Below are 23,643 nucleotides of genomic sequence, written 5' to 3'. Positions count from 1 at the left end.
AGATATTATGGATATAAGAAAAAGCTACTCTACTTGAGCAGCTTTTTATCTATATGTCCGTCATGTATTTTTATGTTATTACGTACCACAAAATGTTCGATAAGGTCCTTCTGTTTCGGGTGGTAATGTAGTGTATTCTTCTTGTTTCTTAGAGTAATCGTACGGTACTGATAAAACATTGTGAAGTTTTTTTAGCACACTGTAATCACCGTTTTCAGCTGCTTGAATAGCCTCTTCCACCCTATGATTTCTTGGAATGACAGCTGGGTTGCTGTTTCGCATCAACTGAATAGATTCTTCTTTCGACTCTGACTGCCTTGCTTTTCTTTCTTCCCATTTATGGACCCATATCTTAAAGTCCTCGGCTTCAAAAAGTGCAGAACACTCCTTTTCACCTAATGTTAAAGAACGGAATGTATTGGTATAGTCAGCTTTATAGGTAGTCATGAGCGAAAGTAATTCTTCTATCAAAGATTGATCTTTTTTCTCTTCATTATATAGTCCAAGCTTTGATCGCATTCCTCTAAAATAGTTTGCATGATACAGATCAGAAAAACCATATAGAACTTCTTGTGCCAATTCAACCGCTTTTTCTTGATCATCATGTAAGAGTGGCAATAAGGTTTCAGCAAATCGAGCGAGATTCCAACCAGCTATTCGAGGCTGGTTAGCGTAAGCATAACGCCCTTCTCTATCAATTGAACTGAAAACAGTTAGTGGATCATATTTGTCCATGAATGCACAAGGGCCATAATCAATCGTTTCTCCGCTGATTGTCATATTGTCGGTGTTCATAACGCCGTGGATAAAACCAACAAGCTGCCACTTCGAAATTAAATACGCCTGCTGTTCAATCACTTTTTTGAGTAAGCTCAAATATGGATTTCCGTCACTCTCCACTTCAGGATAATGACGCTTCAAACTATAATCTGCTAACTTTTTCAATTCATCGAGTGTTCCCCATTTTGATGCAAACTCAAACGTACCCACTCGTAGATGGCTTGACGCTACCCTGGTCATGATTGCTCCTGAAAGAGCCGTTTCACGCATGATTGATTCACCAGTGGTCACAACCGCTAGACTTCGGGTCGTTGGAATGCCTAATGCGTGCATCACTTCACTCACAATATATTCACGAAGCATCGGACCAAGAGCTGCCCGTCCGTCTCCTCCTCTAGAATAGGGAGTCCTTCCTGAACCCTTTAGTTGAATGTCATAACGTTTCCCATCATGAGTGATCTGCTCTCCTACCATTAATGCTCGTCCATCACCTAACATATTAAAATAACCAAACTGATGTCCCGCATAGGCTTGCGCTATAGAAGATCCACCTTCCGGAAGCTCGTTGCCTGCAAATACGTTTACAGCATCTTCATCTCGAAGGAATTCTGCGTTCAATCCAAGAGACATAGCCACCGATTCATTAAGCACGACTAATTTTGGTGAAACAACTGGATTTGGGTCGATGATAGAGAAAAATTTACTTGGAAGTTCAGCATAACTGTTATCTAAATTCCAGCCTTTTACTTTCGTCATGAGAAGAACACCTTCTTTTATATGATTATATCCTTGATTTCTAATTCCACCTTAACATATTAGATCTGACCTTGTTTGTTATCTGTATATTACTCTGATTAGAAAGTAATTGATCATAAGAAAACTCGGAAAAATTTAATCCGAGTTCTGTCTAAACGATATCATTCCTTAAGCACTTAGTTTTTTCATAATAGCTGATGGATTAGAAGTAAACAAAATATAGGTTTGTTTTTTTGTCTCAATAAAAACCCGATCTGTCATTCCATACGGGAAACCGATACGGATAGCTTCCTTATTTTCTCCACCATATGTATCGTCTAATCCTACATTAAGAATTTCATCGGCAGGAATCTCTACCCTTAATAGCTGCCATCGAATAATAAAGTTGTTATCTATCTTTTTTACACTAACCTCAATCATTACTCTCCACCCCTATTTTTTGTCTTATTATTTAATACGTTATAGGTGATGGAAAGTTTCGGTAATCGTTATCTAAAGCTGAATGATTGCATGTTTATTTAAGAATAATTCTAAAATCTTTGTATATATTTCTGGTTGCTCTGAATGCACTAAATGAGATGCATAAGGGATAATCGAAACATGAACATGTTTATTTAACTTTGGATAGATAATTGCCCCTTTTGTTTCATTAACACTACCTTCTCCAACTAAAAATAAAATAGGTAGACTCATCTCTTTCAATCCACTAGTTTCTTTAAAAGGATACCAATCTTCTTTTCTACCCATAAGAATAAACTGCTTCCATCCTTCACCATGGAGATTATTAAAATAATCGATTATTTCTTGATTCTCTAAGATACTCGATTGATTTGCTACGTCTTTTTGATGTAGTTCTAACCAGTTAGAAGGCTTTTCTGGTAAAACACCTGAAATTGTTAATGATTGAACTTTATGGGGATAATTTTGTGAAAGAATCAAACCCACTAATGCACCTAGCGAACAACCAACTATGTGCGCTTTTTTTATTTGTAAATGTTCCATTGTTTCTAGGAGGTCAGTGGCAGAGTCTTGAAAGAAATTAGAACAATCATTTGTATATGACTTTCCATGACCTCTTAAATCAGGTTTAATTACTTTATAGTTGTTTTAAAATATTCACTTTGGTATTCATAATCTGTATTACCTGTTTGTAAACCTGTATGCAGGAAGATTACAGGTTCTCCCATTCCTATAACTTCAGTATGTAAAATCATTTAGTCCCCCATAGTTTGAGAATTCTTGAGATAACTTATTACTCTTTTCTACAAATGTCTCACTTAATTTCCGAATCCACCATTTCGCCACGCTAATCCGACCATCTCCATAAGTAAAAGAGGAACTCCGAGAATGAGTGCTGCTGTAATTGCCAATCCCCGAATACCGATCTTTTTAGGTGACCGAAATGCAAAATACATGGCAGAGAGTACTCCTACCCACAAGATAAACCGCAAATACTCTATAGAAAAGGCATATGTTTGTATAAAAAGAAAGAAAGCGACTGTAGTAGCACTTAAGAGTAACGAAATATAACTGTATTTTCCACTCAAAATAAACACCTCCTAATAGTCCATCGAATTTGCTGATTTCAAAAGATCCTCCATCTTAAATTCAGAACCCATCAACATCATCCCGTAATAAACATCGTCTTTCCTCCAACGAATGGCCATAACTTCAGATGATTCAGCTTCAATAACAACCTCAGTTCCATCTTTTAATTTTGTTGTCTTCTTCTCACCTTCATCATTAAAAGTTGCCTTTTTATTTAGAAACGTGGTTACATGAAGGATAGAACCTTTTTCATTACCATAAATAAATTCAGTATGTAAGATATCCCCTTTTGGATCTCCCGCCGGTTCTGCAGCATATGTTAATTGGACATCTTTTGGCTGAAAAGGAAGTTTTTCTGGAGCTGCCATTTTATTCTGCACCTCTGTCGACATTTGCTCTATCTCTTTCTTTACACTCGGATAATTCATTTTCAGCTTTTCTACGGCTCCTTTTTCACTGCAAGCTGCCAACATGATTAAAAGTAAAAAGCCAAGTATTTTTTTCATACAATCACCTCTAATTCTCTATATTCTCCTTATGGAATTTAATTCCTGTTACTGTAAATCACATTTATTAGAATGAAAAAAAGCTCAGAGTCACCATGACCCTAAGCTTTACCACAAACTTTTATTTAATAATGTTCTATAAGATGAATTCCATTGATATTCTTGTATTTTTATACCCTAATTTCTTATATAACTGATAAGCGGCTTCATTTTCCCCAAAAACACTTAACCCAATAGAGTCTATACCTGACTGTTTTAACATACTTTGAAGCTTTTCTAATGTACCTTTTCCGTATCCTTTTCTTCTATAGAGCTCGTCTATGAAAATATGATACACGTAGGCTTGATTGATTTCTGGTATCAATCCATACCAGAGGATTCCTACTTTTTCATTGGTTTTGGAGTCTTTAATTTTGTATAAATACTGACCTTCAGTAAACAACCCATCTTTCCATAGGTCCTTCATCATCATTTCTGATTCTTCTAATGCTGACTGTAACGATAGGTTAAAGTTCTTAGTGATTTCAAGGGCATAATCTGAAATCATGAATGTTTGATATTCCTTAAATTCTTGCTCAGTTAGTAGGTTTAAATGAATCATGCTATCTCTCCATTCTATTTTTTTATCATTAGAAGGGAGTAAACAGAGACATCATTCATAGAGAATCGGTGAAAATAAACATTAACCCTTCATGAATAAACATCTTTGTCTACTCATGAGACCATGTTACACAATTTGTATGTGACATTCTTATATGCTCCTTTAGCTTTCATATTCCAATAGAGTTAATGTTAACATAAAAATCCAATAAATGACTCAGTCCATTATTGAACCGCACGTTACATTCATAACGGCACCCGTTATTGCGCTTGCTCGGTCAGAAGCAATAAATACTGCTGCATCTGCAACTTCCTTTAATTTTGGAAGACGTGCTAGTGCTGTTCCTTCCTCCATATACGCCTGAATCTCATTATTATCTGGTTTCCATGTTTCTGGAATAGCGTCTGATCTTATAGCTACGACACGAATGCCTTTTGAACCGAGCTCACCGGCTAAGCTCCTTGTAAATCCTTCAATGGCTGAACATGCGGTCGCAAAACCTCCTGTTAAATGATAGGTTCGGTCTCTACCTGACAATGCTGCAGTTGAAGCAGAAAGAGTTAGGATAACCCCTGATTTTTGGTTGATCATATGCTTTGCCGCTGCAGTACTTGTTAGAAAATGAGTCTGGACACCTGTCAGAATAGGAGTCATAAAGTCTTCCTTTGACATTTCAATTAGTGGAGTTCCTTGAAGGTCCCCACGTATTCCTATTGCATTAAAGGAAATATCTATTTGTCCCACATGTTGTACGATTCGATCCAGATGTCCTACTATTTCATTTTGATTCAGTGCATCTACTTTTGTAACTTTTGCTTTGCCTCCAGCATTTGTTATCTCATCTGCTACAATTTGAAGAGAATCCATAGATCTTCCAGCCAGAAATACAGAAGCTCCTTCTTCTGCAAAAGCGCGCGCAACAGCACCGCCAATTGCACCACCAGCACCATAAACGACTGCGATTTTGTTTTTCAACAACATCTTCAGTCCTCCTTTTTTCATTCTTTCAATCAGTATTGCACCTAAACCGAAACTTTCATTCTTGTTATCCTCATTTCATTCAATAAAAAAAGTACATCCTCCTTCTTGGAGAATGTACTGACCGTTATCTATTTTAAAGACTTAACTTTTCTTTCACTTCTTTAATTTGTAGGATATGTCGTTGTTCATGATAGGCCACAAATGGAATCCATTGTTTTAAACTTATGTCACCGAAGATAGGATGAGGATAGCCTTTTGCTTCTAAATCTTTTGCATCAGCAGTCTTCTCGATATCTAGTAAATTTTTATGTGTCGCAGCCAATTTCATTTTTATCTCTTCAATAGATGCATATTCTGAAGTTGGCACTGCAAACTCTGGAGCATCTACCTTAATATCTCTATTGATTGTTGCTTCGATCGGCTTCTTTTCTGCGTTTACCACTTTACCATTTTGGAGTTGATGGTTAATGTTTTTTGCGATTCCACCTTCCATTAAATATAGATGTTCCAAAATTTGCTTAATAGACCATTCATTTTCCGAAGGTTTTTGATTTAGATTTTCGTCATTTATTCCTTCCACTTCTGTGAACAAATCTTGGCGTATCTTATCATTAATTAGCATCTCTTCATCACCTTTAATGTATATGACTTGTCCTCGTAGTGTAGCATAATCAACTGCCATAATTCTCGTTTGAGAACTTTATCTCATCGTTTATCTAATAGATTCCTAATCATTTCAATACTTGTTCCGATATAACAAAGGGTTCTTGATGAAATAAATTTAATTATTATAGGAGTCACGTTTTATGTCTATCAAAATTCAAACGTATCTGTCCGTGAGCATCTCATTGATCATATTAGCCACATCATTATTTCTTAGTATCTTTATCAGTGATAAATCTAGCGAATTATTAGAAAAAGAAATAGGTAATTCTTTAGCTTCTTCAGCTTTTCAACTATCCCACAACCTTGATTCTTTTATGTGGTCCAGATACCAGGAACTACAAGTTTTGAGTGAACAGGAAGTTCTGAAAGACCCAAGAAGAATAAATGAAGCACAATTTCTGATCGATCAGCTTCAAAATAAAATTCCCTCCTTCTCTTGGGTTGGAATAACGAATCAACAAGGAGTCATTCAAGCTTCAACAAAGAAACTTCTCATCAACCAAGATATATCTGCTCGTCCCGTTTTTCAAAAAGCAACTGAACAGCCTTTTATCGGTGATGTTCATGATGCCCTTTTGTTATCCAAACTGATTCCAACCAAGGATGGTTCACCCTTACAATTAGTTGATATCAGTACACCATTAACAGATAAAAATGGTGTTTTCCAAGGTGTGTTAGCCGCCCATCTCAGCTGGGAGTGGTCTAAAGAAGTGGAAGCTGCGATTCTAAAGCCCATTAAAGAGCAGAAAAAAGATGTGGAAGTGTACATAATCAGTAAAGAAGATACAGTATTATTAGGCCATAAAAATGATCTAGGTAAAAAAATAAAGATAAGTGATCTCGATAATAAAGGAAAGAGAAACGAGTGGAATTTTGTACGTTGGCCAGATGGAAAAGAGTATGTGACAGGCTATGCTTTTGGCGACGGATATCAAAATTATCCAGGATTAGGCTGGACGGTTGTCATTCGTCAATCAGAACAAGCGGCTTATGCATCCGTCCAATATCTGCAAACATTCATTTTAGTCTGTGGTATTGTGATTTCTCTACTTATGGCTGTAATAGGATGGTTTATCACTAAGAGAGTTTCTCGTCCTCTTTTTGACTTGGCTATTTCTGCTGACAAGTTGAAAGATGGTGAGATCGTAGAGATTCCTTTGTTGCGAGGAATCAAAGATATAGAAGTTCTAAGTTCTTCTTTTAGAAGCTTAATCTCATCATTAAAACAAACAGAAAAACAGTTAGACAAGATGGAGAACATGGCACATACCGACTATCTGACAAGTATGCCGAATCGGTTAGCTCTTTTAGAGTACATGAATTCAGTTCGCTTTGATTGTTCTAATGGTAGCTATGGGGTGCTTTATTTGGACCTGGACGGTTTTAAATCAATCAATGATTCACATGGACATCATGCAGGAGATCTACTTTTAATAGAAGTTGGTAAGCGTATCATTGATTCATTAATAAAGAAGGAACATTTTGCAGCACGTTTGGGTGGAGATGAATTTGTAGTTGTACTTCCGATTCAGGAGAATTATCTGAATGAAATAACCGAGATCTCACAATTCCTCATAGACACTCTTAACCGACCATTTTTTATTCAGGAACATTCTATAAAAATTGGATGCAGCATGGGATCAGCTGAATGGGTAGCTCAGGACGTTTCACCACAAACCATACTTGAATATGCAGATGAGGCACTATACGTTTCAAAGAACACGGGTAAAAATAAGTTGAGTTTTTACCCATTTCGAAAAACATCATAAAATTGCTTCAAATAAAGAAAGCATCCGAATGAAGACATCCGGATGCTTTTTGTACTTATTTACTTTAATTGGCTAATGAAAGGTCCATAATTTCTTGGATTACGTTGCACAGATAACCATTTTAGAGTAGTGAATTCTTCTAACACCCACTCACCATTAAATCGACCAAGTCCTGAATCTTTTTCTCCACCAAATGGCATGTGAGGTTCATCGTTAACAGATTGGTCATTGATGTGAATCATACCTGTATGAATGTCATGAGCTATGTTTGTTGCATGTTCAATGTTTTTAGAGTGAACGGCTCCGCTCAGTCCGTACGGATAAGCATTTGCCATTTGAACAACGTCTTCATCCTTTTCAAACGGAACAAGAATAGCTACTGGTCCAAAAATTTCATTCTTCGCTAAAGGCATTTCGTTATTCACATCTGTTATTACAGTAGGTTCTAAAACATTTCCGTCGGCATCTCCACCAATACGAATCTTCGCACCCTGTGAAACACTCGCTTCAATATCTTTTAAGATTCGATCAACTTGGTCTCTATTGATTAATGGACCAACGTTCGTATCTTTTTTGGACGGGTCACCAAATTTTAGATTTTTTGCACGTTGAACAAAGGTTTCTGCAAATTCTTCATAAATGTCTTGATGTACAAAGATACGATTGATCGCCATACAGATTTGCCCTTGGTGATAGAACTTTCCAAACAGGGCTGAATCTACGGCTTGATCAATGTCTGCTTCTTTTAACGCGATAAATACGTTATTACCGCCTAATTCAAGAGCAGATTTCTTTAAGTTCTTACCAGCAAGTTCACCGATGTGTCTGCCGACTTCCGTAGAACCTGTAAACGAGATCAGACGCGGGGTTGGATGTGTGACAATCTCATCTCCAATTTCTGAACCACGTCCTACGATAACATTAATCAGACCTTTTGGAAGTCCAGCCGCTTCAAAAATACTCGCAAAGATTAAACCACCAGTTACCGGTGTGTCAGTAGCTGGTTTGATAACAACAGCATTTCCAGTCGCGATGGCAGGTGCGATGGATCGAATAGCCAGATGGAACGGAAAATTCCAAGGACTAATAATTCCAATTACACCTAATGGATTACGGTACACTCTATTTTCCTTCCCTGCTGTTTGTGATGGAAGAATCTTTCCTTCCATACGATAAGGATATGTTGTTGATTCTTTTAAAATATTGATAGATGCCCGAAATTCTGAGATAGCTTTCATATACGTTGAGCCTGATTCTTTGATGATCCAATCAATAATAAGCTCCTCATTCTCTTGCATAACGTCAGCTACTTTTTCTAAGACAGCACGCTTGTTTTGTGGAAGTTCGTTTGCCCATTCAGCTTGAGCAATTCTCGCCGCTTCATAAGCTTCGTCCAAGTCTTCTTTCGTCGCAGCTTGAATCGTAACAAGCTCCTCATCTGTGAACGGATTCGTGTTTTTCATGAAGCTATCACTGCTTCCTTTTCTCCATTCGCCGTTAATATATATATTTGAAAAATCGGTGTTCATTTTATTCATCTTCATTTCCACTCCTTTTACTTACAAAAGATTAGTTAAGACCTTACTCCTATTTTTAGACGATGTAAATCAATCTGCTTATTACTTTACCCAAATACATATAGATACTACACATGATTAGTTGAACTAAAGTGTTTTACGGTACGTGCTTTTATATTTGTTACACGTTCACCGATAAAAGGAGTGTAATCACCTAAGAATTATTTTGAGCACCGGTAAACACTTAACTTTCACTGATAATGTTAACCTATTCACCTGAGATCAAGGCACCTTCACCTGAACATTTACTGTTTTATGTTGCAGGCGTACTCAGCTACTACATTCTGAACCTAATCCTTAAAGAAAAAGAAAAAACCGACACTAAATTGGGTATTAATCGTACCCAAAGTGTCGGTTTTATAAAAATATTTTAAGCTGTAACTGACTTAGTTGATGTTTTGTTACCTTTTTCAATCTTGTTTACTGCTTCAGCACTTGTATCGACGCGTTTGACGAAAAAGGCTAGCACTAAAGCAACAATGTTGATTCCAAATGCAACAAAGAATGAGTATTGGATACCAGACAGAAGCGCCTGCTGTGTTAAAGCAGCTGTTGAAGCCTCTGTGATTGTAGCTGGATCTACTCCACTCATTAAGCTTTCTGCTTCAGTTTTCGTAACAGTGTTCATAATCGTAACAAGGATTGCTGTACCGATTGAACCTGAAACTTGCTGTGCTGTATTATTAACGGCTGTACCGTGCGGATTTAAGCTCGTTGGAAGCTGATTAAGACCATTCGTCATAATCGGCATCATGACCATTGATAATCCAAACATGCGCATGGAATAGATCAGTATGATGTAAGAATAAGCCGAATCAGCTTGTAAGTGAGCGAGCATATAAGTTGAAACCGCAGTGATTGAAAGTCCGACAACCGCTAAAGCACGCGGTCCAAATTTATCAAAAAGTTTACCAGTAATCGGAGACATGATACCCATAATGATTGCTCCAGGAAGCATCATCAACCCTGAATCTAACGGCGATATGCCTCGCACGCTTTGGACGTAAGCTGGTGTTAAAATCATGCCTGAAAACATGGCAACTGCATTAACAATCGCAATTACAGATGCAAGAGCAAACATTGGATACTTATACACTCGAATGTTCAACAATGGTTCATCTAACTTAAGTTGTCGTAGGATGAAAATAATTAACGCTATACCACCAATGATTAGTGTTGATAGAACAACCGTATCTGTCCATCCGTCCGAACTCGCTGTGCTACATCCGTAAAGAATGCCACCAAAACCGATGCTAGACAACACGAGTGAAAGATAATCTAGTGAAACATTTTTGTTTTGCTTCATCACGTTTTCAAGCTTCCACACTGCAAATAGTAAACTCAGGATAGCTAAAGGCAGAATCATTTCAAAAAGCAGACGCCAGTCGTAGTATTCTACAATATACCCCGACAAAGTTGGTCCGATTGCAGGAGCTGTGATCATAACCAAACCAAAGATCCCCATCGCAATGCCTCGTTTTTCGCGTGGAAAACTAACAAGCATTACATTCATTAGGATTGGTCCCATCACAGATGAACCTACAGCTTGCACCATTCGTCCAGTTAATAACAAACCAAAGTTAGGAGCAAAAGCCGATAGCGCTGTACCGATTGTAAAGATGGACATCGCTGTAATAAATAACATTCTATTTGAGAATCGAGTGATTAAAAATGCCGAAGCCGGTATCAAAACACCGCTTACTAGCATGAATCCGGTTACCAACCATTGAACGGTCGAATAGTCTTTAACATTTAAATCCACCATGATGGTAGGCAATGCTACGTTCAGCAATGAATTGTTTAAGAAAGCTACGAACGCTCCAACGAACAAGATCGCAAGCATCAAATAGGGCGGTTTTTTATGTTGTAAAGTGGAATCTGTATTCCCCATGTCATTTCTCCTCTGTATTAAAATAATTACTTAACTTTATTAAGTTTATACCCTCAGTATAAAAATATCAACTCTTTTATACCGTTAGTCTAAAAGCGTTGTGTTTCCATCTCAAGAAATTTATACTAGCTATAAGGGTTGGACTTAGGAGGAACAAATGAATAACAGGAAAAGAAAAGTTGCTGACACCGCTTTAAAGCTTTTTATAGAAAAAGGTATTCAGCAGACTTCTATACAAGAAATCATTGATAAAGCAAATATATCTAAAGGTACGTTCTATAACTATTTCTCATCAAAAAGTGACTGCATCGCAGACATATTAGAATTTTTACGCTATGACGCCAGTCAACAGCGAATAGCCGTTCAGATAGGTAAAGATACAGGCGATCGGGATGTTTTCATTGAACAAATTGTAATCATTATGCGATTAAACCAGGAAAGAAACCTTCAGCCACTTTTTGAAGCGATTCTATCTTCTAATGAAGCTGACCTCAAAAAACTCGTTATGCAGCACCGGTTATACGAGATGGAATGGATATCCGATCGTTTTATTGAGATCTTAGGCGACGAAGTTCGGGAGCATGTTTTTGAAGCTACCATCCTGTTCTTCGGAATGATGCACCATATGTTGTTTACACTAAAAATTACAAATACGACATACTCCTTAGATCATGTCGTTGATACACTTCTTTCTTATATTGAATTGATCGTACCGAAGATGATGACGAACGAATCTGTTCTCATCCCTCTTTCAGCTATTGATTTACTTCGTACAAACGCAAATAAAAAACAAGTTAAAATAGATGACATTCTATCACTCGCTGATCAACTGCAGCAGGATTATACCTTTACAGAAGAACAGCAAGACCTTTTTGATGCAATCATGAGTGAACTTCAACGTGAGCGTATTCGTAAGATTGTTCTTCAGCCATTATTGAAGCCATTTCAAAAGTGCTTTGAAGAATCACCTATTTCTTCTCAAGCTCAAACGTTTACTAATTTGGTATGGTACTTTTTAAGAAATCTGAGTTAAAGAAGAAGGCTGGTCGGTGTATTCCATCCGATCAGCCATTTTATGTTTGCACAGGAGTCATACAACGGACAGCCATGAGTGCAATGAGTTTCAAAATATTTACACTTTAGAAAAATTTTCTTCAAGACGTTCTATACTAAGCAAAAGCCAAGCTACTGCGTATAGCAGCAAGCTTGGCTTTCTATATTACGATTTAAAGTTTCAAAGCTGGAAAATGCGGTATTACTTCTTCACCTAGTTCTTGTATAACTTCCTTCGCTGGTCTTTCACTATCAAAAAGCGCAAAGAACAAGTGATTTACTCCAGATTTTTTATACACTTGCAACAGCTCGATCAACGGATTGCGGCCAATTCTAAATCCTAAACGAATTGGTTTCGGAGCTTCATTAGGATCTTCTGCTAGATCAAGATGCATCGGCTGAGTGAATGGTTTGAACGTATCAGGATGATAACCCTCTACTAATTCTCTCCATCTCTTGATCGTTACTTCTTGATATTTTGGACTGCGAGGATAGTACATCCACCCATCTCCATGCTCTGCAAACCACTCCATTTCCTGTTGTGCATAGCCCGTAATAAATGTTGGAATTCGTTTTGTTGGCTTAGGTACAAGGTTCGATCCTTGCACGATTCCTCGAGATGAACGGATACTAGGATACTCTTTGTATAGCACCTCGTTTAGATATTGAAAAGCCTCCACAAACGCTTCCCCTCTTGTTTCGTGCGATACTCCCAATGCTGAGAAATCAGCACGCCTGTCACCTGAAGATACACCTAGTAATACACGTTCTGGGAACAATTGATCCAATGTTGCAATCTCTTTTGCAACACGCAACGGATGCCTTAACGGTAAGACTGCAGCTGCTGTTCCTAGAGCGATTTCCTTCGTCTGACTTGCTAAATAAGTCATATAGATCATCATATCGTAAATCTGTCCTACCGCTGGATCTCCAAAATTCGGATCTTCCAAAAGAACATCACGAAACCATAAACTTGTAAAACCTAATTGTTCAGCTAACTGCGACATTTCAACTTGTTGTTCCATCGTCGGTGTGGCAAATCTATAATTCTCAAGAGGTATGTGTAGTCCAAGTGTTAATTCACCCTCTTTATACATTCGATTATAAGAACGATGATACTTGAATGGATTCATTGTTTGTCGTGCCCTCCTATAAAAAAATGTCCTTTATGATTGCAATCATACGCTCTTTAACCAAAATTAAAAGTACGCACTTTCAAGTAAGGTAGGCACTTTCAGGTAACATTTGTTTAAATAAACACACTCATAGCAAAAAAAACCGACAGCAAAAAGGTCTGTAAAAACCTTTTCGTGTCAGCTTTCTTAAACATTCTAGTTATTTTGTTTCCATTCTTCAGCCAATAGACCATATATCACATGATCAACATAATGATCATAAAGCCATTCTGCCTGTCGAATCTTGCCCTCTTCCTGAAATCCTAGCTTTTCAGGAATCGCACGGCTTTTTTTATTTTTTTCAGCTACTCGTATTTCAATTCGATTAAGATCGAGTTCATGGAAGCCATATTTTATATAAGCTTTACACGCTCTCATCATAATTCCTTTTCCTTGAAATTCTTGACCGAGCCAATATCCCATAACACCGATCTTATGTAACCTACTAATTTCGTTAAACCCAATAATTCCAGCGATTTTTCCTTTGTAGATGATTGCTGTAGTCTTTGGATAGCCCCCTGTTTCTTTTACTCCGTTTAAGGTTGCTTTTATAAAGGCTAAGGAGTCCTCTTCTTCATTTGTATAATCTAACCAGCCTAACCATTCTTTCAAATATTCTTTAGATTGTATGGTTAGTTGGAAGAACTCTGTTGCATCTTTTTCATTAAACAATCGAAGAGATAGCTCTTCGTCAATTTTATAGACAAACATAACCTCTGACCCCTTTTTTCCTAATTTTAGCACAAATTGCTCGGGTTAGAGATAAAAAGAACTATCTATATAATTCGATACATTCAGAATTATTAATTCTAAATATATTGAATTGTAAATTTCATTGTTTTAGAATAAAACTAGAATTCATTACATTTAGGAGGTCGACATGAAAAATATCCATTCTCCTCATTCTCAGGAAACTGTTAATTTATCTATCGAAAGTTCACCGATATGGGAGCTAGCTTTAGGAATTGCGGGTTATACATATGCGAAGTTGCGTCACACATTTGAGCAAGATGAACAGTGGACGAATCGAAAGTCCTTAATGACTGTATCCTTGGAGAACAATTTAGATAAAATCGAGCAGACAAATTTGTGGTATGGAATGATCATGCTGCAGAACAAGGTTTCAGCTTCTTCAATTGGAGAATTTTCAGTCAAGGTTTCTGAATTACCATCTACCGTTTTCTATGAAACACTTTTACCTTATAAAAATCGTTCATATGAGTCGCACAGAACTGAGACAGCGAAATGTTATGAACAGCCTGATGCTTTCTATCAATATGCGTCACTATTTAAAGGACACGACTATTTAGAGGGATATGTACGAACGCTTAGGAGTATTAGCCGCGATGAACTGCACTCCTTGCTAACTGATACACTTTCGGAATGGTACAACTGGCTCAGCCAAAATACGGATTGGGAAAAATGGATGCAAGCTCTCTCATTTGAAAAAAAACAGCATGGTCTTCTTGATAACCAAAAACCATTAGAAGAAATTGAACGTGTTACAAGAGGCGCAAAATACGTACCAGAACCTTCCGTTTGGAACATAAAACTCATTCCACATGTCTCGTACAGACCATGGATTTTGGAACAGAAAACAACAGATACAAAGCTGATCTTCTATCCATTAACTGATGAAGCATTATTAGAGCCCGGTTCTCCTCCAAACGAGCTTGTACGAGGTCATAAGGCACTAGGTGACGAGCTGCGATTAAAGGTATTGTATCAACTAATGAGAGGGCCACTCTCTCTTCAAGAATTAACCATTCAGTTCAACGTATCAAAAACAACTCTACATCACCAGCTTTCACTTTTAAAAGCTGCTAAATTTGTTAAAGTTGACAAAGGTATTTATTCAGCTAACACACACCATATTCATTCGTTCTCCAACCAACTTCAGCACTATTTAGGAGAAAAGACGAATGAAGAATAAGTCATTATCCAGACCATTTAAAGCTCTCTGGATCGGAGAAATCATATCCGAATTCGGAGGTGCTGCCGGTGGAATCATAAACGGGCTTCTATTGTTTGAGATAACAGGTTCAAAAGAGTGGATGGGAGCACTTTGGCTAGTTTACTTTCTTCCTTCTTTAATTCTGCAAGGAATTAGTGCTCCGTTCTTAAATCACGTTATCAAAGAACGAATGCTTAAAAATATTCAACGGGTCCGCTCATTTGCTTATATCCTTCCTTTGATCGGATACGTAAGTGGTACAGAAATGGGCACGATAGCTGGATTAGTAGTATTGCAATGTGTGTTGGGACTTTTGCAGCCGATATACGCTAGTCTTTCGTTCTCCTTACTACCCGACCTTTGTGAAGAAAAAGAATTAGTCTCAGCTAACAGCATACTCGACGGAACTATGCGCCTCATGAGTTTTATCGCACCAGGCGTTACATCCTTACTTCTTTTAGTCAGTCCTCTATATATCATCTATGGGTTATCCAGTCTTATGTTCTTACTTAGCTCAATATCGCTTTCTCAAATTCCTCAAATAAGCACAAAAAGAGTAGCGACATGGTCAAAAAAGTTCTGGTGGCAAGAAACAAAAGCTGGGTATCAAACTTTCATTCAATTCCCACAGCTATTAAGACTTACTCTATTATCATCTTCTGTTCAATTTGCAGTGGGAGCTACTTTGGTATTAAACGTGCCTTTTATAAGAGGAGAATTATCCGGAGAAGCTTGGGAATATGCCATTTTCGCGGGAATGTTTCCGATCGGATATGCGCTTGGCATGCTACTTCTTACAAAGTTACCTAAGAACAACAAAACCATGTACGTTGGTCTTTTAGGCGGTGGATTGTCTTTCATCGCGTTATACTTTGCACCTACCATTTATATTGCATGGGGATGTGAGCTTTTAGGAGGAATCTTATTCCCTATGTTCAATGCGCAAAGCTCTGCTCTATTTCAACAGAAAGCCCCTAGAGAATGCTTAACACAATTAAGCGCGGTAAGGTTACTTTTTCTCCGTATAACCATGCCACTCGGAATTTTATTTGCTTCTTCCAGTTTCTTAGGAATGAGTACGCGCATGACTTACCTTCTTATTGGAGTGATTATTGCCGTTCCAGGTATATATTACTTAATACGTACCCGTTTGCAGATTGACGATAATGCTATAGAGGATCAAGTAAAAAGAACAAGTTAAATGACAAAGGCTGCCTAAAAATTAAGAACACTTAATTTTGGGCAGCCCATTCTTTACTTTTGGTGTGAACTAGTTTTACTTCCTTTTTCAAGACATATGACCTAAGGAATTAATACAATCTTTCCTAACTTTCCAGCTTTCTTAAAATACGTTTGAGCTTCTCTCGCCTCTTGGAGAGGAAACGTTCGATCTATAACTGGCACAATCTTGCCTTGGGAAATCGCTTGAAGCATTCGAACAAATTCAGTCCTTGTTCCTAAGACAGAACCATAAAGTGTTATGTGTTTTAAATATAAGGTTCTAAAATCAAGTTCTGTTTTCTGTCCACCGGCAGATCCTGAAATACAGAACTTGCCTCCATTTTTTAATGCTTGGAGAGAAATAGAAAACAACGCGCCCCCAACTACATCTAATACAGAGTCAATTGGACCCCCGTTTATTTGTTGAATTTCATTTGCAAGGTCACTCGATTTGTATGACAAGACATGAGTTGCCCCGAGTTCTTTTAGTTTTCCCTCTAACGTTAGGTCACCTACTACCGCAATTACTTTAGCACCAAAAACTTTAGCAGCAATCTGTACATTCAGTGAGCCTACACCACCGTTGGCACCTGTTACAAGGATGGTCTGATTCGGTTGGATTTGTATCTATTCAACCATGTGCCAAGCAGTTAAACCACTCACTGAGAAAACTGCACTTTCTGTGAAACTTTGTAAAGGCATATCAAAACACAGTTCAGCTGGCCACACTACGTATTCAGCATATCCTCCGTCATACTCTGACCCTATAAAAGACATATCATCAGAAATATGTTCGCAGCCGTCTTCTCCAGTTGATGTAAAAGGGAACAGAACAACATCCTTTCCTATCATAGAAGTCGCAACCTGTTTACCTGTTTTCACAACTGTACCTGTAATATCGGATCCCGGAATTCTCGGAAATTGAACGCCTTCTGGACGCCATCCAGATTTGGAATCCTTCCCATATGCTCCTTCTCTCATCCAAATTTCAGTATTATTGATGCCACAAGCCTTTACCTGTACCAATACTTCATTTTCTCCTGGCTCTGGAATGTCTATTTCAACAACTTCTAATTTGTTTACATCCCCATAACCAGTCACTTGAACGGCTTTCAATAAAATCATTCCTTCTATCCTAAAATTTTTGCAGTTAACTTCTCCATCCTTTATAGTAACCTAAAAATTATGGAGTAAAACCTTTGCCAATCAGTATTAAGATTCAGCAAACCTCTTTGATATTACCCCTTAGCTTTTATTCTGTAAAACAGGTAAACTAATAAAAATAGAAATATGAGAGTGGTGATAACTTGGATATGAATATGAAAGTGTTATTGGAACAAAAAAGGAATGTTCATGTGCTTTATTCTTATAATGGAATGAAAGATTACACAGAAAAAATTCTGAATTTCATACAAGATGGTACTTCATTAGGAGAGTATGTTGTAGTTATTGAAAATGAGCGAATCTATCGAATGCTTAAACCAGAATTGGCCAACCGATTAAATTCCAATCAAATGAAGCTTGTTCATCATGTCAATAATTTTGACTTTTATTATTCAAGCGGCAGTTATCATCCGCCTGCAATTGTTGATTACTTCTTCAAAGTCGTTAAACCTTATGTAGAAAACAACAAGCCTTTCCGCTCATGGGCACATGTTGAATGGGGGACCATGGAAGATCCTTTTCATCTAATTGAAGATCTTGAGAAAATCGTAGACGGCGCAGTAAATGAGCTTTCATTCCCACTGATATGTGCGTATGAGGGTGATAAGATGCCAGAACATCTTCAAAAAAGCTTACTGAGAACACATCCTTATATACTTATAGATAAGGAATTCAATGTATCAGAACACTATACACTAAAAGCTAATAATAAATAAAACACTGCGATGTGCAGTGTTTTCAAATTTTAACTGGCCATACTCCCTTTTCCAGTACATACTCTCTATTTGAATTCTTTACAACATAATCAAAGTGCTGATGTTTGGGATGCATGAATACTTCATATTGAATTCTTCGTTCATCGTGTGAACGTAATAAATAATCAATGTTTGTCCCTCGTTCCGAAACATCACGAACCCCTCTCCTGTTTAATTCAGTATCACCATCTGTATATAGATAAATTTTAAGATCAAACAGTGTAGGATCACAAAATGCCACACTCATTCCCTCAACTATTGTTATTTGTTTTTCAGAGGAAACCAAGATACTATCTGTTAAATGAGTCCCAATCGTATATAGATCTAATTTATCTCTTATCATTTTTATGTCTCGCTCTAAAGACCAAATATGATGAGCAAGCGGATGACAGGCAGTCATTTTATAAGAATGGTTGTTATTGTGATACACGTAATCTATTATTGTGCGTTTTCTTAGCTCTGAACGGACGATATAAGGATCTGTGTTGATAGAATTTACTTTTTCTTGCCCAATCGTTTGTATAAGTTTAGTAGCAAATGTTGTTTTTCCTGCAGCACCATGTCCAGAGATTCCTATTATCAATGGATGACCTGCTTTTTTTATACCCGTACTTATTTCTTGTAAAATGTTTTCCATGACTTTTTTGTACTCCTAATTTTTTCTGCAAGAATGCCCTCTAGCAGTATGCAAATCTTTTCTTCATTAAAATAGCTTTCTACAAGTGGATACTTTCATATTTCCTTACTTCCTATCTGTATTTTTAATCCATTTTTTTCACTAATTATGCGTCTTTTCTTTCTTTCGTCGTGTAACATATTGTTCTATGGCAGAAACCACACTTCCGATTATATATAGAGCACCGTTTGCAATAAGGACTATAGCTATAATCGCTCCTGCTATTCCTGCTCCGAACCCGTCGCTACCTTCCCGATGAGCTTCATCTAATAGATAAGATCCTACCCCCATAGCAACCAGTGGTCCTAAAAAGCAAATGAGGATACCTGAAACCCAATAAGGCAGTCTGAACTTTTCTTTCAAAGTATATGGAAAGTAGTTAAACACAAAAAGACTTAGAGTCAATACAATTCCGAACACAGCCCCTGAATTCATAAGCTCCTCCTTGATGGAATATAATGGTACAATAATACATATGTTACTCGTAAAATAAATATATGAATGGGAGTGCTAAGTTGTATGAATAAAACATTGCTCTCACTAATTTTCGGAGCAATCATCGGAAGTGTTCTTTCTTATTTTCTATTAGACTATGAAAACCAAACAATGGAATTACTAAACTATTATGGTGAAGAATCTAAAATCGTTCATGAATTAGATTTTAATTATATTTCTAACACTGCAGCCTTCATTATAGTAGCTTCTCTTACCGTATTCTTAACGATTTCGTTGATTGAAAGAAAAAATAATAGGTGATTATACTCAACATTATGTAAGATAGTCTAAAGGATTTACAACACTAAACGAGTTACTCTCTTTTAAAAATTGAGTAACTAGATGTACATGAGCCGCACCGATAATTAATAAGGTACGATCTGATGTCGATGTAATCTGAGTTAAATTGTAATAAAGAATTAGATTTCGTTGATACCACCATCTGATCCAATCAATGCCAATGTATTCTTCGTTAGAGCCAATTCGTGCTATCGCCATATACATCTCATGCTGTTTCTCTATAAATGACTCATGATTTTGTGATCTGATAATATCATATACACTCTTTTTCCCTATTGACAGCTCATGATTTGAACGATAGTTTTCATTTATATAACGAAAGTACTCAGGTTGATTCTTTTCTGCCCACTCAAAAACCTGACCCAATCCTCTATTCCCTATTGTATCCATCCAATCCACTGCATGAACTTTTTCATGATGAAGATCTGAAGCTATTCGAAACCCAAGCTGGTGAACTTCATCAACCTCTAGTTTCAGTTCACCTTCTCTGTATTGATGAAATTCGTGATTTAATTTGTCCTCTTCACTTTTCACCACCTCTAATGCAACCTTCGATGGCTTGAACTTCTTTAATTTCTTCACCACCTTATGAATTTCTTGTTGTCTGTTATCAGCTAATAAATCATCAAAGTCCATACGTTGAAGGTCTGGTGTGTATCTCATATGAAAAGTACCCACTATCATAATCAAGGGTTTCTCTTGTTACATGCTCATCACATCAGCTCCAAATGATTATTTCTTATTCCTGAGCGTTGGCGAACCCAAGTTTCAGCTTTCTTTATGAAATCATCATCTTTCCAAGCAGTTATCGCATCTCGCTCACCCAGCATTTTGACTTGGTCCTGAAAGAACAGATGCGCTAAGTAATAGCCAAATCTACTGTAACCAAATTTCTTTCCACCATTTATGGAGAACCATTCAGAAAAGATCGTTTGAGAGGGCAATGAATTGTAATCATTTGCAAACGCAAGTAAGATTTCATCTTCATTTTTTTGAGCAAACTCAAGCCACTCACATCCATGATTATCAAAAGAAAAGTATACGGAGGGATGGAGTCCAGGTACAATTATTTGAGAAAAATGGGTTGCAGCGCCTTCTTGATTCAACCAAGTCATTGGACTGCTCCAATTCACTCTCTCCCAATTCATAATTGTTTTATCTGTCAAAATATTTTGTGTGGCATGCCCAAATTCGTGAGCTACGATGGTTTTTAAATGATGGCAGTCTGGAGACAACCTTTCCAACGCAAACGTTATATTAGGTATAATCTGTCTATGCGTGTAAGCATTAGAGCCATAACAACCAACGATTAGATTTACTTCAACAGGAAAATTTACACCATATGCTTCTTCATAAGCTTGAACAACTTCCTGAATAATCGGCTTTATCATCTCGTGGACTCGTAGTATAGACGACCAAGAGTCTTGATACTTTTTAATTGATGAATTATGTCTTTCCTCTGTGTCTTTGCAGTGATAAGAAAAATATTCATGAAAGATATATGGATTCCTCTTATAATATTCTTTTAAAAATGAAATAGACGGTTGATAGTTTTCTAGAAAAAATGGAACAGTATCAATAATTTGCATTGTGATCCCTCTTTTTTATCCTTCTTGCTATCACAATTCAATAAAATCCAAAAAATCCCTTTAAATCAAAAAAACTGCCCTTGTGGACAGCTATTAGTCTATTTTTTTACTTGATCAGCTTCTCCATTCGAATATCCGCCCACATTCGATCTTTATAATACGTGAACGCCTCTACTCTTCCAATTTCTGAGTAACCCAGTTTTTGATAAAGCTTTTGTGCGGGGTAGTTAAATTCAAAGACACCAAGCTCAATGCGTTTTAATCCATTACTTTTAATCTCACCTTCTAAGAACGACAAAGCTTGAAAGCCGATTCCTTTGCCTCTTCCAATTGATTCACCTATTGTAATACCAAGCCATGCCGTTCCTTCTGTTCTATTAAAGAGATGAGGGGGATCGACCATATAGTTCATCTCACCTACTAATTGATCATCTACAAAAATCAAATATATCTGGTGAAACTCTAAACGTTGATACAAGTCTTCTATCGTGATGATTCGTTTACTTTCGAGTTCTACTCTATCTTTATTCGGCCGTGTTAATGGAACCAGCTTCGTGTCGTTCTCCCAGCGGTTTAAAGCTTCTACTACATTTTCTTCAGGTTTAAACATCTTTCTAAAGTGAATGTTCATTTCATTACAGCCTCCATATCTTTATCTATGAACCTGCATGATTGTATATCGAGCGACCATAATCCTGAATTTAAGATAACATCTGAGTGAACAACCTCAAGCCTCTTTCGGAAGATTGGTCCGTCTACAACAAATGTATGATACTCTCCATGTTCACCCATTGAGCAGCTCTTTGTTGCTTCAATATCCTCACAAAAACTTGCATTCAACACGCGACCTGTCCAAGAGGAGTCCAAGATATCTGCTGAAGCTCGACAAACAATTGACTGGAAACCTAATGAAATAAATTCTTCCAATAGTTCAGATGCTTGTTCTTCTAATATCCATACTGGAAAAAGAGCTTCTAGACCTGCTTTTTCCGCAACCTGTTTATTCCATTTGCGATCTTCTTCCATATACAAACTGCCGAATGCAATCGCATCTAACCCATGCTGTTCTTTTATAGAAGTCAAAGACGCAATCAAAGAAGCTTCATACTCGCCAGCTGAATTCACCATAATTAACGGAATGTCAATCGCATCAGCTTGTAGTTGTAAGATATCTAGTGGAATACCATGGGCATGATTCCGTGCATCCACTTCAGAAACCATGGATAGTAAACAAACAACTTCATGTTTTTCTTGAAGCAATCGATATAATGCTAAGCAGCTATCTTTCCCGCCACTCCAGCAAACGGCTACTTTCTTCATGTAACAATCCCCTCTTTCTGATTTCCAACTAGTCTTCAATATATTCGATCAGATCGCCTGGCTGACATTCTAGTACTTTACACAATGCATCAAGTGTTGAAAAACGAATCGCTTTCCCCTTTTCATTTTTAAGTACAGAAAGATTAGCAGGGGTGATATCAACCAGTTCGGATAATCGGTTTAATGACATTTTACGCTGTGCCATCATAACATCTAATTTTATTCTAATCATTGCGCAATCCCTACTCCACCTTTAGATTGTGTGTTTATTTTCTTCCACTGCTTCTACAGCTACCTTTAGCGCAGAGGCTAGGATCATGACGAAAATGCCTGTGAAAAACGTATCAACATAAGCTAATCCTGTATACGTTACATCAGCGTTTGTTACATCAATTTCCTTGAGTGCTTTTGTCATTAAGAGCTCGTCCATAAAGGTGAAAGCTGATCCTAGTACAAGAATGGTGATACCCATCTTGAATAAAATCTTTACGTTCTCCATCATAAATAGGCTTTCCTGATGTAAATGCTGTAACAAATTCCTCATAAGTCGAAGGAAAATTAATATGAACACAAACATAATGATTGAGGCCGCGAGTGAAAGGATGATGAATTCTTCATCCTTATAAAGTAAAGGTTGAGTATCAAAAATTAACGTTAAGTTGCTGTAAACAGGCTCAAATGTACCGAAAGACTTTGCTAAATCTCCTGTTGGGCTCATTAAATAGGACAAGTGATACACCAAATTAAAGATACTAAGACAACCAATCACATAAAACAGAACAGAGCATAATTTTGCTCCATATTTATAAAACATTTCCCACTTCATCTTTCTTCTCCTCATCTCGATTTTTATAAATTAATCATAC

General features: G+C 37.2%; 26 protein-coding genes and 1 pseudogene. 6 read left to right on the top strand and 21 right to left on the bottom strand.

Annotation, left to right across the window (positions count from 1 at the left end; all coding sequences use genetic code 11):
* Positions 1–78: 78 nt before the first annotated feature.
* From IHV09_RS03075 to IHV09_RS03040, 8 genes are all read right to left on the bottom strand, one after another.
* Positions 79–1,536 carry a protein adenylyltransferase SelO gene (locus IHV09_RS03075; protein ID WP_197263591.1) on the bottom strand — a complete coding sequence of 486 codons (1,458 nt, stop codon included), beginning with the start codon at positions 1,534–1,536 and terminating at the stop codon, positions 79–81.
* Between the two features lie 168 nt (positions 1,537–1,704).
* Positions 1,705–1,956: a hypothetical protein gene (locus tag IHV09_RS03070; protein ID WP_197127275.1), complete on the bottom strand. Its 252-nt coding sequence runs from the start codon at positions 1,954–1,956 to the stop codon at positions 1,705–1,707.
* A 72-nt stretch (positions 1,957–2,028) separates the two neighbouring features.
* Positions 2,029–2,628, bottom strand: a complete 600-nt coding sequence (locus IHV09_RS03065) for an alpha/beta fold hydrolase (RefSeq protein WP_370568950.1) — start codon at positions 2,626–2,628, stop codon at positions 2,029–2,031.
* A gap of 185 nt (positions 2,629–2,813) precedes the next feature.
* Complete coding sequence (locus IHV09_RS03060; RefSeq protein WP_197263590.1) at positions 2,814–3,083, bottom strand: hypothetical protein; 270 nt, start codon at positions 3,081–3,083, stop codon at positions 2,814–2,816.
* 12 nt (positions 3,084–3,095) lie between these two features.
* The gene (locus IHV09_RS03055; RefSeq protein ID WP_197263589.1) at positions 3,096–3,590 is read right to left on the bottom strand and encodes a hypothetical protein; all 495 of its coding nucleotides are present in this window, start codon (positions 3,588–3,590) and stop codon (positions 3,096–3,098) included.
* A gap of 136 nt (positions 3,591–3,726) precedes the next feature.
* Positions 3,727–4,191, bottom strand: a complete 465-nt coding sequence (locus IHV09_RS03050; RefSeq protein WP_197194755.1) for a GNAT family N-acetyltransferase — start codon at positions 4,189–4,191, stop codon at positions 3,727–3,729.
* Between the two features lie 216 nt (positions 4,192–4,407).
* Positions 4,408–5,172, bottom strand: coding sequence for an SDR family NAD(P)-dependent oxidoreductase (locus IHV09_RS03045; protein WP_197263588.1), 765 nt, complete (start codon positions 5,170–5,172; stop codon positions 4,408–4,410).
* A gap of 133 nt (positions 5,173–5,305) precedes the next feature.
* On the bottom strand, positions 5,306–5,794 hold the full coding sequence (locus IHV09_RS03040; protein ID WP_197263587.1) for a DinB family protein: 489 nt from the start codon (positions 5,792–5,794) through the stop codon (positions 5,306–5,308).
* Positions 5,795–5,978: 184 nt separating this feature from the next.
* Here IHV09_RS03040 and IHV09_RS03035 point away from each other — a divergent pair, with 184 nt between their 5' ends.
* Complete coding sequence (locus IHV09_RS03035) at positions 5,979–7,607, top strand: diguanylate cyclase domain-containing protein (RefSeq protein ID WP_197194758.1); 1,629 nt, start codon at positions 5,979–5,981, stop codon at positions 7,605–7,607.
* A 59-nt stretch (positions 7,608–7,666) separates the two neighbouring features.
* Here the strand turns inward: IHV09_RS03035 and IHV09_RS03030 are convergent, their stop codons facing one another.
* Entirely contained in the window at positions 7,667–9,136 is a 1,470-nt protein-coding gene (locus IHV09_RS03030) for an aldehyde dehydrogenase family protein (protein ID WP_197264127.1), read from the bottom strand.
* A 418-nt stretch (positions 9,137–9,554) separates the two neighbouring features.
* Positions 9,555–11,075, bottom strand: coding sequence for an MDR family MFS transporter (locus tag IHV09_RS03025; RefSeq protein WP_197263586.1), 1,521 nt, complete (start codon positions 11,073–11,075; stop codon positions 9,555–9,557).
* A 157-nt stretch (positions 11,076–11,232) separates the two neighbouring features.
* On the opposite strand from IHV09_RS03025, the gene IHV09_RS03020 reads away from it, so the two are divergent.
* Entirely contained in the window at positions 11,233–12,108 is an 876-nt protein-coding gene (locus IHV09_RS03020; protein ID WP_197263585.1) for a TetR/AcrR family transcriptional regulator, read from the top strand.
* Between the two features lie 193 nt (positions 12,109–12,301).
* On the opposite strand, the gene IHV09_RS03015 is transcribed toward IHV09_RS03020, so the two are convergent.
* Entirely contained in the window at positions 12,302–13,261 is a 960-nt protein-coding gene (locus IHV09_RS03015) for an LLM class oxidoreductase (RefSeq protein ID WP_197263584.1), read from the bottom strand.
* A 198-nt stretch (positions 13,262–13,459) separates the two neighbouring features.
* Positions 13,460–14,014: a GNAT family N-acetyltransferase gene (locus IHV09_RS03010; RefSeq protein WP_197127264.1), complete on the bottom strand. Its 555-nt coding sequence runs from the start codon at positions 14,012–14,014 to the stop codon at positions 13,460–13,462.
* Positions 14,015–14,183: 169 nt separating this feature from the next.
* On the opposite strand from IHV09_RS03010, the gene IHV09_RS03005 reads away from it, so the two are divergent.
* The gene (locus IHV09_RS03005) at positions 14,184–15,236 is read left to right on the top strand and encodes an ArsR/SmtB family transcription factor (RefSeq protein WP_197263583.1); all 1,053 of its coding nucleotides are present in this window, start codon (positions 14,184–14,186) and stop codon (positions 15,234–15,236) included.
* On the top strand, positions 15,226–16,458 hold the full coding sequence (locus IHV09_RS03000; RefSeq protein WP_197263582.1) for an MFS transporter: 1,233 nt from the start codon (positions 15,226–15,228) through the stop codon (positions 16,456–16,458). The genes IHV09_RS03005 and IHV09_RS03000 overlap by 11 nt, the downstream gene beginning before the upstream one ends.
* 101 nt (positions 16,459–16,559) lie before the next feature.
* Here IHV09_RS03000 and IHV09_RS02995 read toward each other — a convergent pair.
* Positions 16,560–17,594, bottom strand: a pseudogene (locus IHV09_RS02995) (zinc-binding dehydrogenase).
* Between the two features lie 197 nt (positions 17,595–17,791).
* On the opposite strand from IHV09_RS02995, the gene IHV09_RS02990 reads away from it, so the two are divergent.
* Positions 17,792–18,358: an MEDS domain-containing protein gene (locus tag IHV09_RS02990; protein ID WP_197263581.1), complete on the top strand. Its 567-nt coding sequence runs from the start codon at positions 17,792–17,794 to the stop codon at positions 18,356–18,358.
* Between the two features lie 22 nt (positions 18,359–18,380).
* Here the strand turns inward: IHV09_RS02990 and IHV09_RS02985 are convergent, their stop codons facing one another.
* Together IHV09_RS02985 and IHV09_RS02980 are read right to left on the bottom strand one after the other, a co-directional pair.
* On the bottom strand, positions 18,381–19,034 hold the full coding sequence (locus tag IHV09_RS02985) for a uridine kinase family protein (RefSeq protein WP_197190535.1): 654 nt from the start codon (positions 19,032–19,034) through the stop codon (positions 18,381–18,383).
* A 141-nt stretch (positions 19,035–19,175) separates the two neighbouring features.
* Positions 19,176–19,508: a hypothetical protein gene (locus tag IHV09_RS02980; RefSeq protein WP_197263580.1), complete on the bottom strand. Its 333-nt coding sequence runs from the start codon at positions 19,506–19,508 to the stop codon at positions 19,176–19,178.
* An 84-nt stretch (positions 19,509–19,592) separates the two neighbouring features.
* On the opposite strand from IHV09_RS02980, the gene IHV09_RS02975 reads away from it, so the two are divergent.
* Positions 19,593–19,829 (top strand): hypothetical protein, encoded by a 237-nt coding sequence (locus tag IHV09_RS02975; RefSeq protein ID WP_197127258.1) that lies wholly within the window; start codon positions 19,593–19,595, stop codon positions 19,827–19,829.
* Positions 19,830–19,841: 12 nt separating this feature from the next.
* Here IHV09_RS02975 and IHV09_RS02970 read toward each other — a convergent pair whose 3' ends face one another.
* From IHV09_RS02970 to IHV09_RS02945, 6 genes are all read right to left on the bottom strand, one after another.
* Complete coding sequence (locus IHV09_RS02970) at positions 19,842–20,552, bottom strand: DUF5694 domain-containing protein (RefSeq protein WP_197264126.1); 711 nt, start codon at positions 20,550–20,552, stop codon at positions 19,842–19,844.
* 29 nt (positions 20,553–20,581) lie between these two features.
* A complete protein-coding gene (locus IHV09_RS02965) occupies positions 20,582–21,457 on the bottom strand; it encodes a hypothetical protein (protein ID WP_197263579.1) in 876 nt (291 codons plus the stop codon).
* Between the two features lie 106 nt (positions 21,458–21,563).
* Complete coding sequence (locus IHV09_RS02960) at positions 21,564–22,088, bottom strand: GNAT family N-acetyltransferase (RefSeq protein WP_197263578.1); 525 nt, start codon at positions 22,086–22,088, stop codon at positions 21,564–21,566.
* Positions 22,085–22,777: a diphthine--ammonia ligase gene (locus IHV09_RS02955; RefSeq protein WP_197263577.1), complete on the bottom strand. Its 693-nt coding sequence runs from the start codon at positions 22,775–22,777 to the stop codon at positions 22,085–22,087. The genes IHV09_RS02960 and IHV09_RS02955 overlap by 4 nt, the downstream gene beginning before the upstream one ends.
* A 28-nt stretch (positions 22,778–22,805) precedes the next feature.
* On the bottom strand, positions 22,806–23,009 hold the full coding sequence (locus IHV09_RS02950) for a helix-turn-helix domain-containing protein (protein ID WP_066392329.1): 204 nt from the start codon (positions 23,007–23,009) through the stop codon (positions 22,806–22,808).
* 21 nt (positions 23,010–23,030) lie between these two features.
* Entirely contained in the window at positions 23,031–23,603 is a 573-nt protein-coding gene (locus tag IHV09_RS02945) for a DUF2975 domain-containing protein (protein WP_197263576.1), read from the bottom strand.
* Positions 23,604–23,643 lie beyond the last annotated feature (40 nt).

This window comes from Fictibacillus sp. 23RED33 (genome assembly GCF_015903925.1).
Classification (GTDB): Bacteria; Bacillota; Bacilli; order Bacillales; family Fictibacillaceae; genus Fictibacillus; species Fictibacillus phosphorivorans.
The sequence above is the reverse complement of the archived record's forward strand: the minus strand, read 5'-3'. Positions and strand labels throughout refer to the sequence as shown.

Coding starts and splice junctions, on each gene's coding strand:
- IHV09_RS03075 (WP_197263591.1), bottom strand. CDS start 1,536: ATGACGAAAGTAAAAGGCTGGAATTTAGATAACAGTTATGCTGAACTT.
- IHV09_RS03070 (WP_197127275.1), bottom strand. CDS start 1,956: ATGATTGAGGTTAGTGTAAAAAAGATAGATAACAACTTTATTATTCGA.
- IHV09_RS03055 (WP_197263589.1), bottom strand. CDS start 3,590: ATGAAAAAAATACTTGGCTTTTTACTTTTAATCATGTTGGCAGCTTGC.
- IHV09_RS03050 (WP_197194755.1), bottom strand. CDS start 4,191: ATGATTCATTTAAACCTACTAACTGAGCAAGAATTTAAGGAATATCAA.
- IHV09_RS03045 (WP_197263588.1), bottom strand. CDS start 5,172: ATGTTGTTGAAAAACAAAATCGCAGTCGTTTATGGTGCTGGTGGTGCA.
- IHV09_RS03040 (WP_197263587.1), bottom strand. CDS start 5,794: ATGCTAATTAATGATAAGATACGCCAAGATTTGTTCACAGAAGTGGAA.
- IHV09_RS03035 (WP_197194758.1), top strand. CDS start 5,979: ATGTCTATCAAAATTCAAACGTATCTGTCCGTGAGCATCTCATTGATC.
- IHV09_RS03030 (WP_197264127.1), bottom strand. CDS start 9,136: ATGAACACCGATTTTTCAAATATATATATTAACGGCGAATGGAGAAAA.
- IHV09_RS03025 (WP_197263586.1), bottom strand. CDS start 11,075: ATGGGGAATACAGATTCCACTTTACAACATAAAAAACCGCCCTATTTG.
- IHV09_RS03020 (WP_197263585.1), top strand. CDS start 11,233: ATGAATAACAGGAAAAGAAAAGTTGCTGACACCGCTTTAAAGCTTTTT.
- IHV09_RS03015 (WP_197263584.1), bottom strand. CDS start 13,261: ATGAATCCATTCAAGTATCATCGTTCTTATAATCGAATGTATAAAGAG.
- IHV09_RS03010 (WP_197127264.1), bottom strand. CDS start 14,014: ATGTTTGTCTATAAAATTGACGAAGAGCTATCTCTTCGATTGTTTAAT.
- IHV09_RS03005 (WP_197263583.1), top strand. CDS start 14,184: ATGAAAAATATCCATTCTCCTCATTCTCAGGAAACTGTTAATTTATCT.
- IHV09_RS03000 (WP_197263582.1), top strand. CDS start 15,226: ATGAAGAATAAGTCATTATCCAGACCATTTAAAGCTCTCTGGATCGGA.
- IHV09_RS02990 (WP_197263581.1), top strand. CDS start 17,792: ATGAATATGAAAGTGTTATTGGAACAAAAAAGGAATGTTCATGTGCTT.
- IHV09_RS02985 (WP_197190535.1), bottom strand. CDS start 19,034: ATGGAAAACATTTTACAAGAAATAAGTACGGGTATAAAAAAAGCAGGT.
- IHV09_RS02980 (WP_197263580.1), bottom strand. CDS start 19,508: ATGAATTCAGGGGCTGTGTTCGGAATTGTATTGACTCTAAGTCTTTTT.
- IHV09_RS02975 (WP_197127258.1), top strand. CDS start 19,593: ATGAATAAAACATTGCTCTCACTAATTTTCGGAGCAATCATCGGAAGT.
- IHV09_RS02970 (WP_197264126.1), bottom strand. CDS start 20,552: ATGATAGTGGGTACTTTTCATATGAGATACACACCAGACCTTCAACGT.
- IHV09_RS02965 (WP_197263579.1), bottom strand. CDS start 21,457: ATGCAAATTATTGATACTGTTCCATTTTTTCTAGAAAACTATCAACCG.
- IHV09_RS02960 (WP_197263578.1), bottom strand. CDS start 22,088: ATGAACATTCACTTTAGAAAGATGTTTAAACCTGAAGAAAATGTAGTA.
- IHV09_RS02955 (WP_197263577.1), bottom strand. CDS start 22,777: ATGAAGAAAGTAGCCGTTTGCTGGAGTGGCGGGAAAGATAGCTGCTTA.
- IHV09_RS02950 (WP_066392329.1), bottom strand. CDS start 23,009: ATGATTAGAATAAAATTAGATGTTATGATGGCACAGCGTAAAATGTCA.
- IHV09_RS02945 (WP_197263576.1), bottom strand. CDS start 23,603: ATGAAGTGGGAAATGTTTTATAAATATGGAGCAAAATTATGCTCTGTT.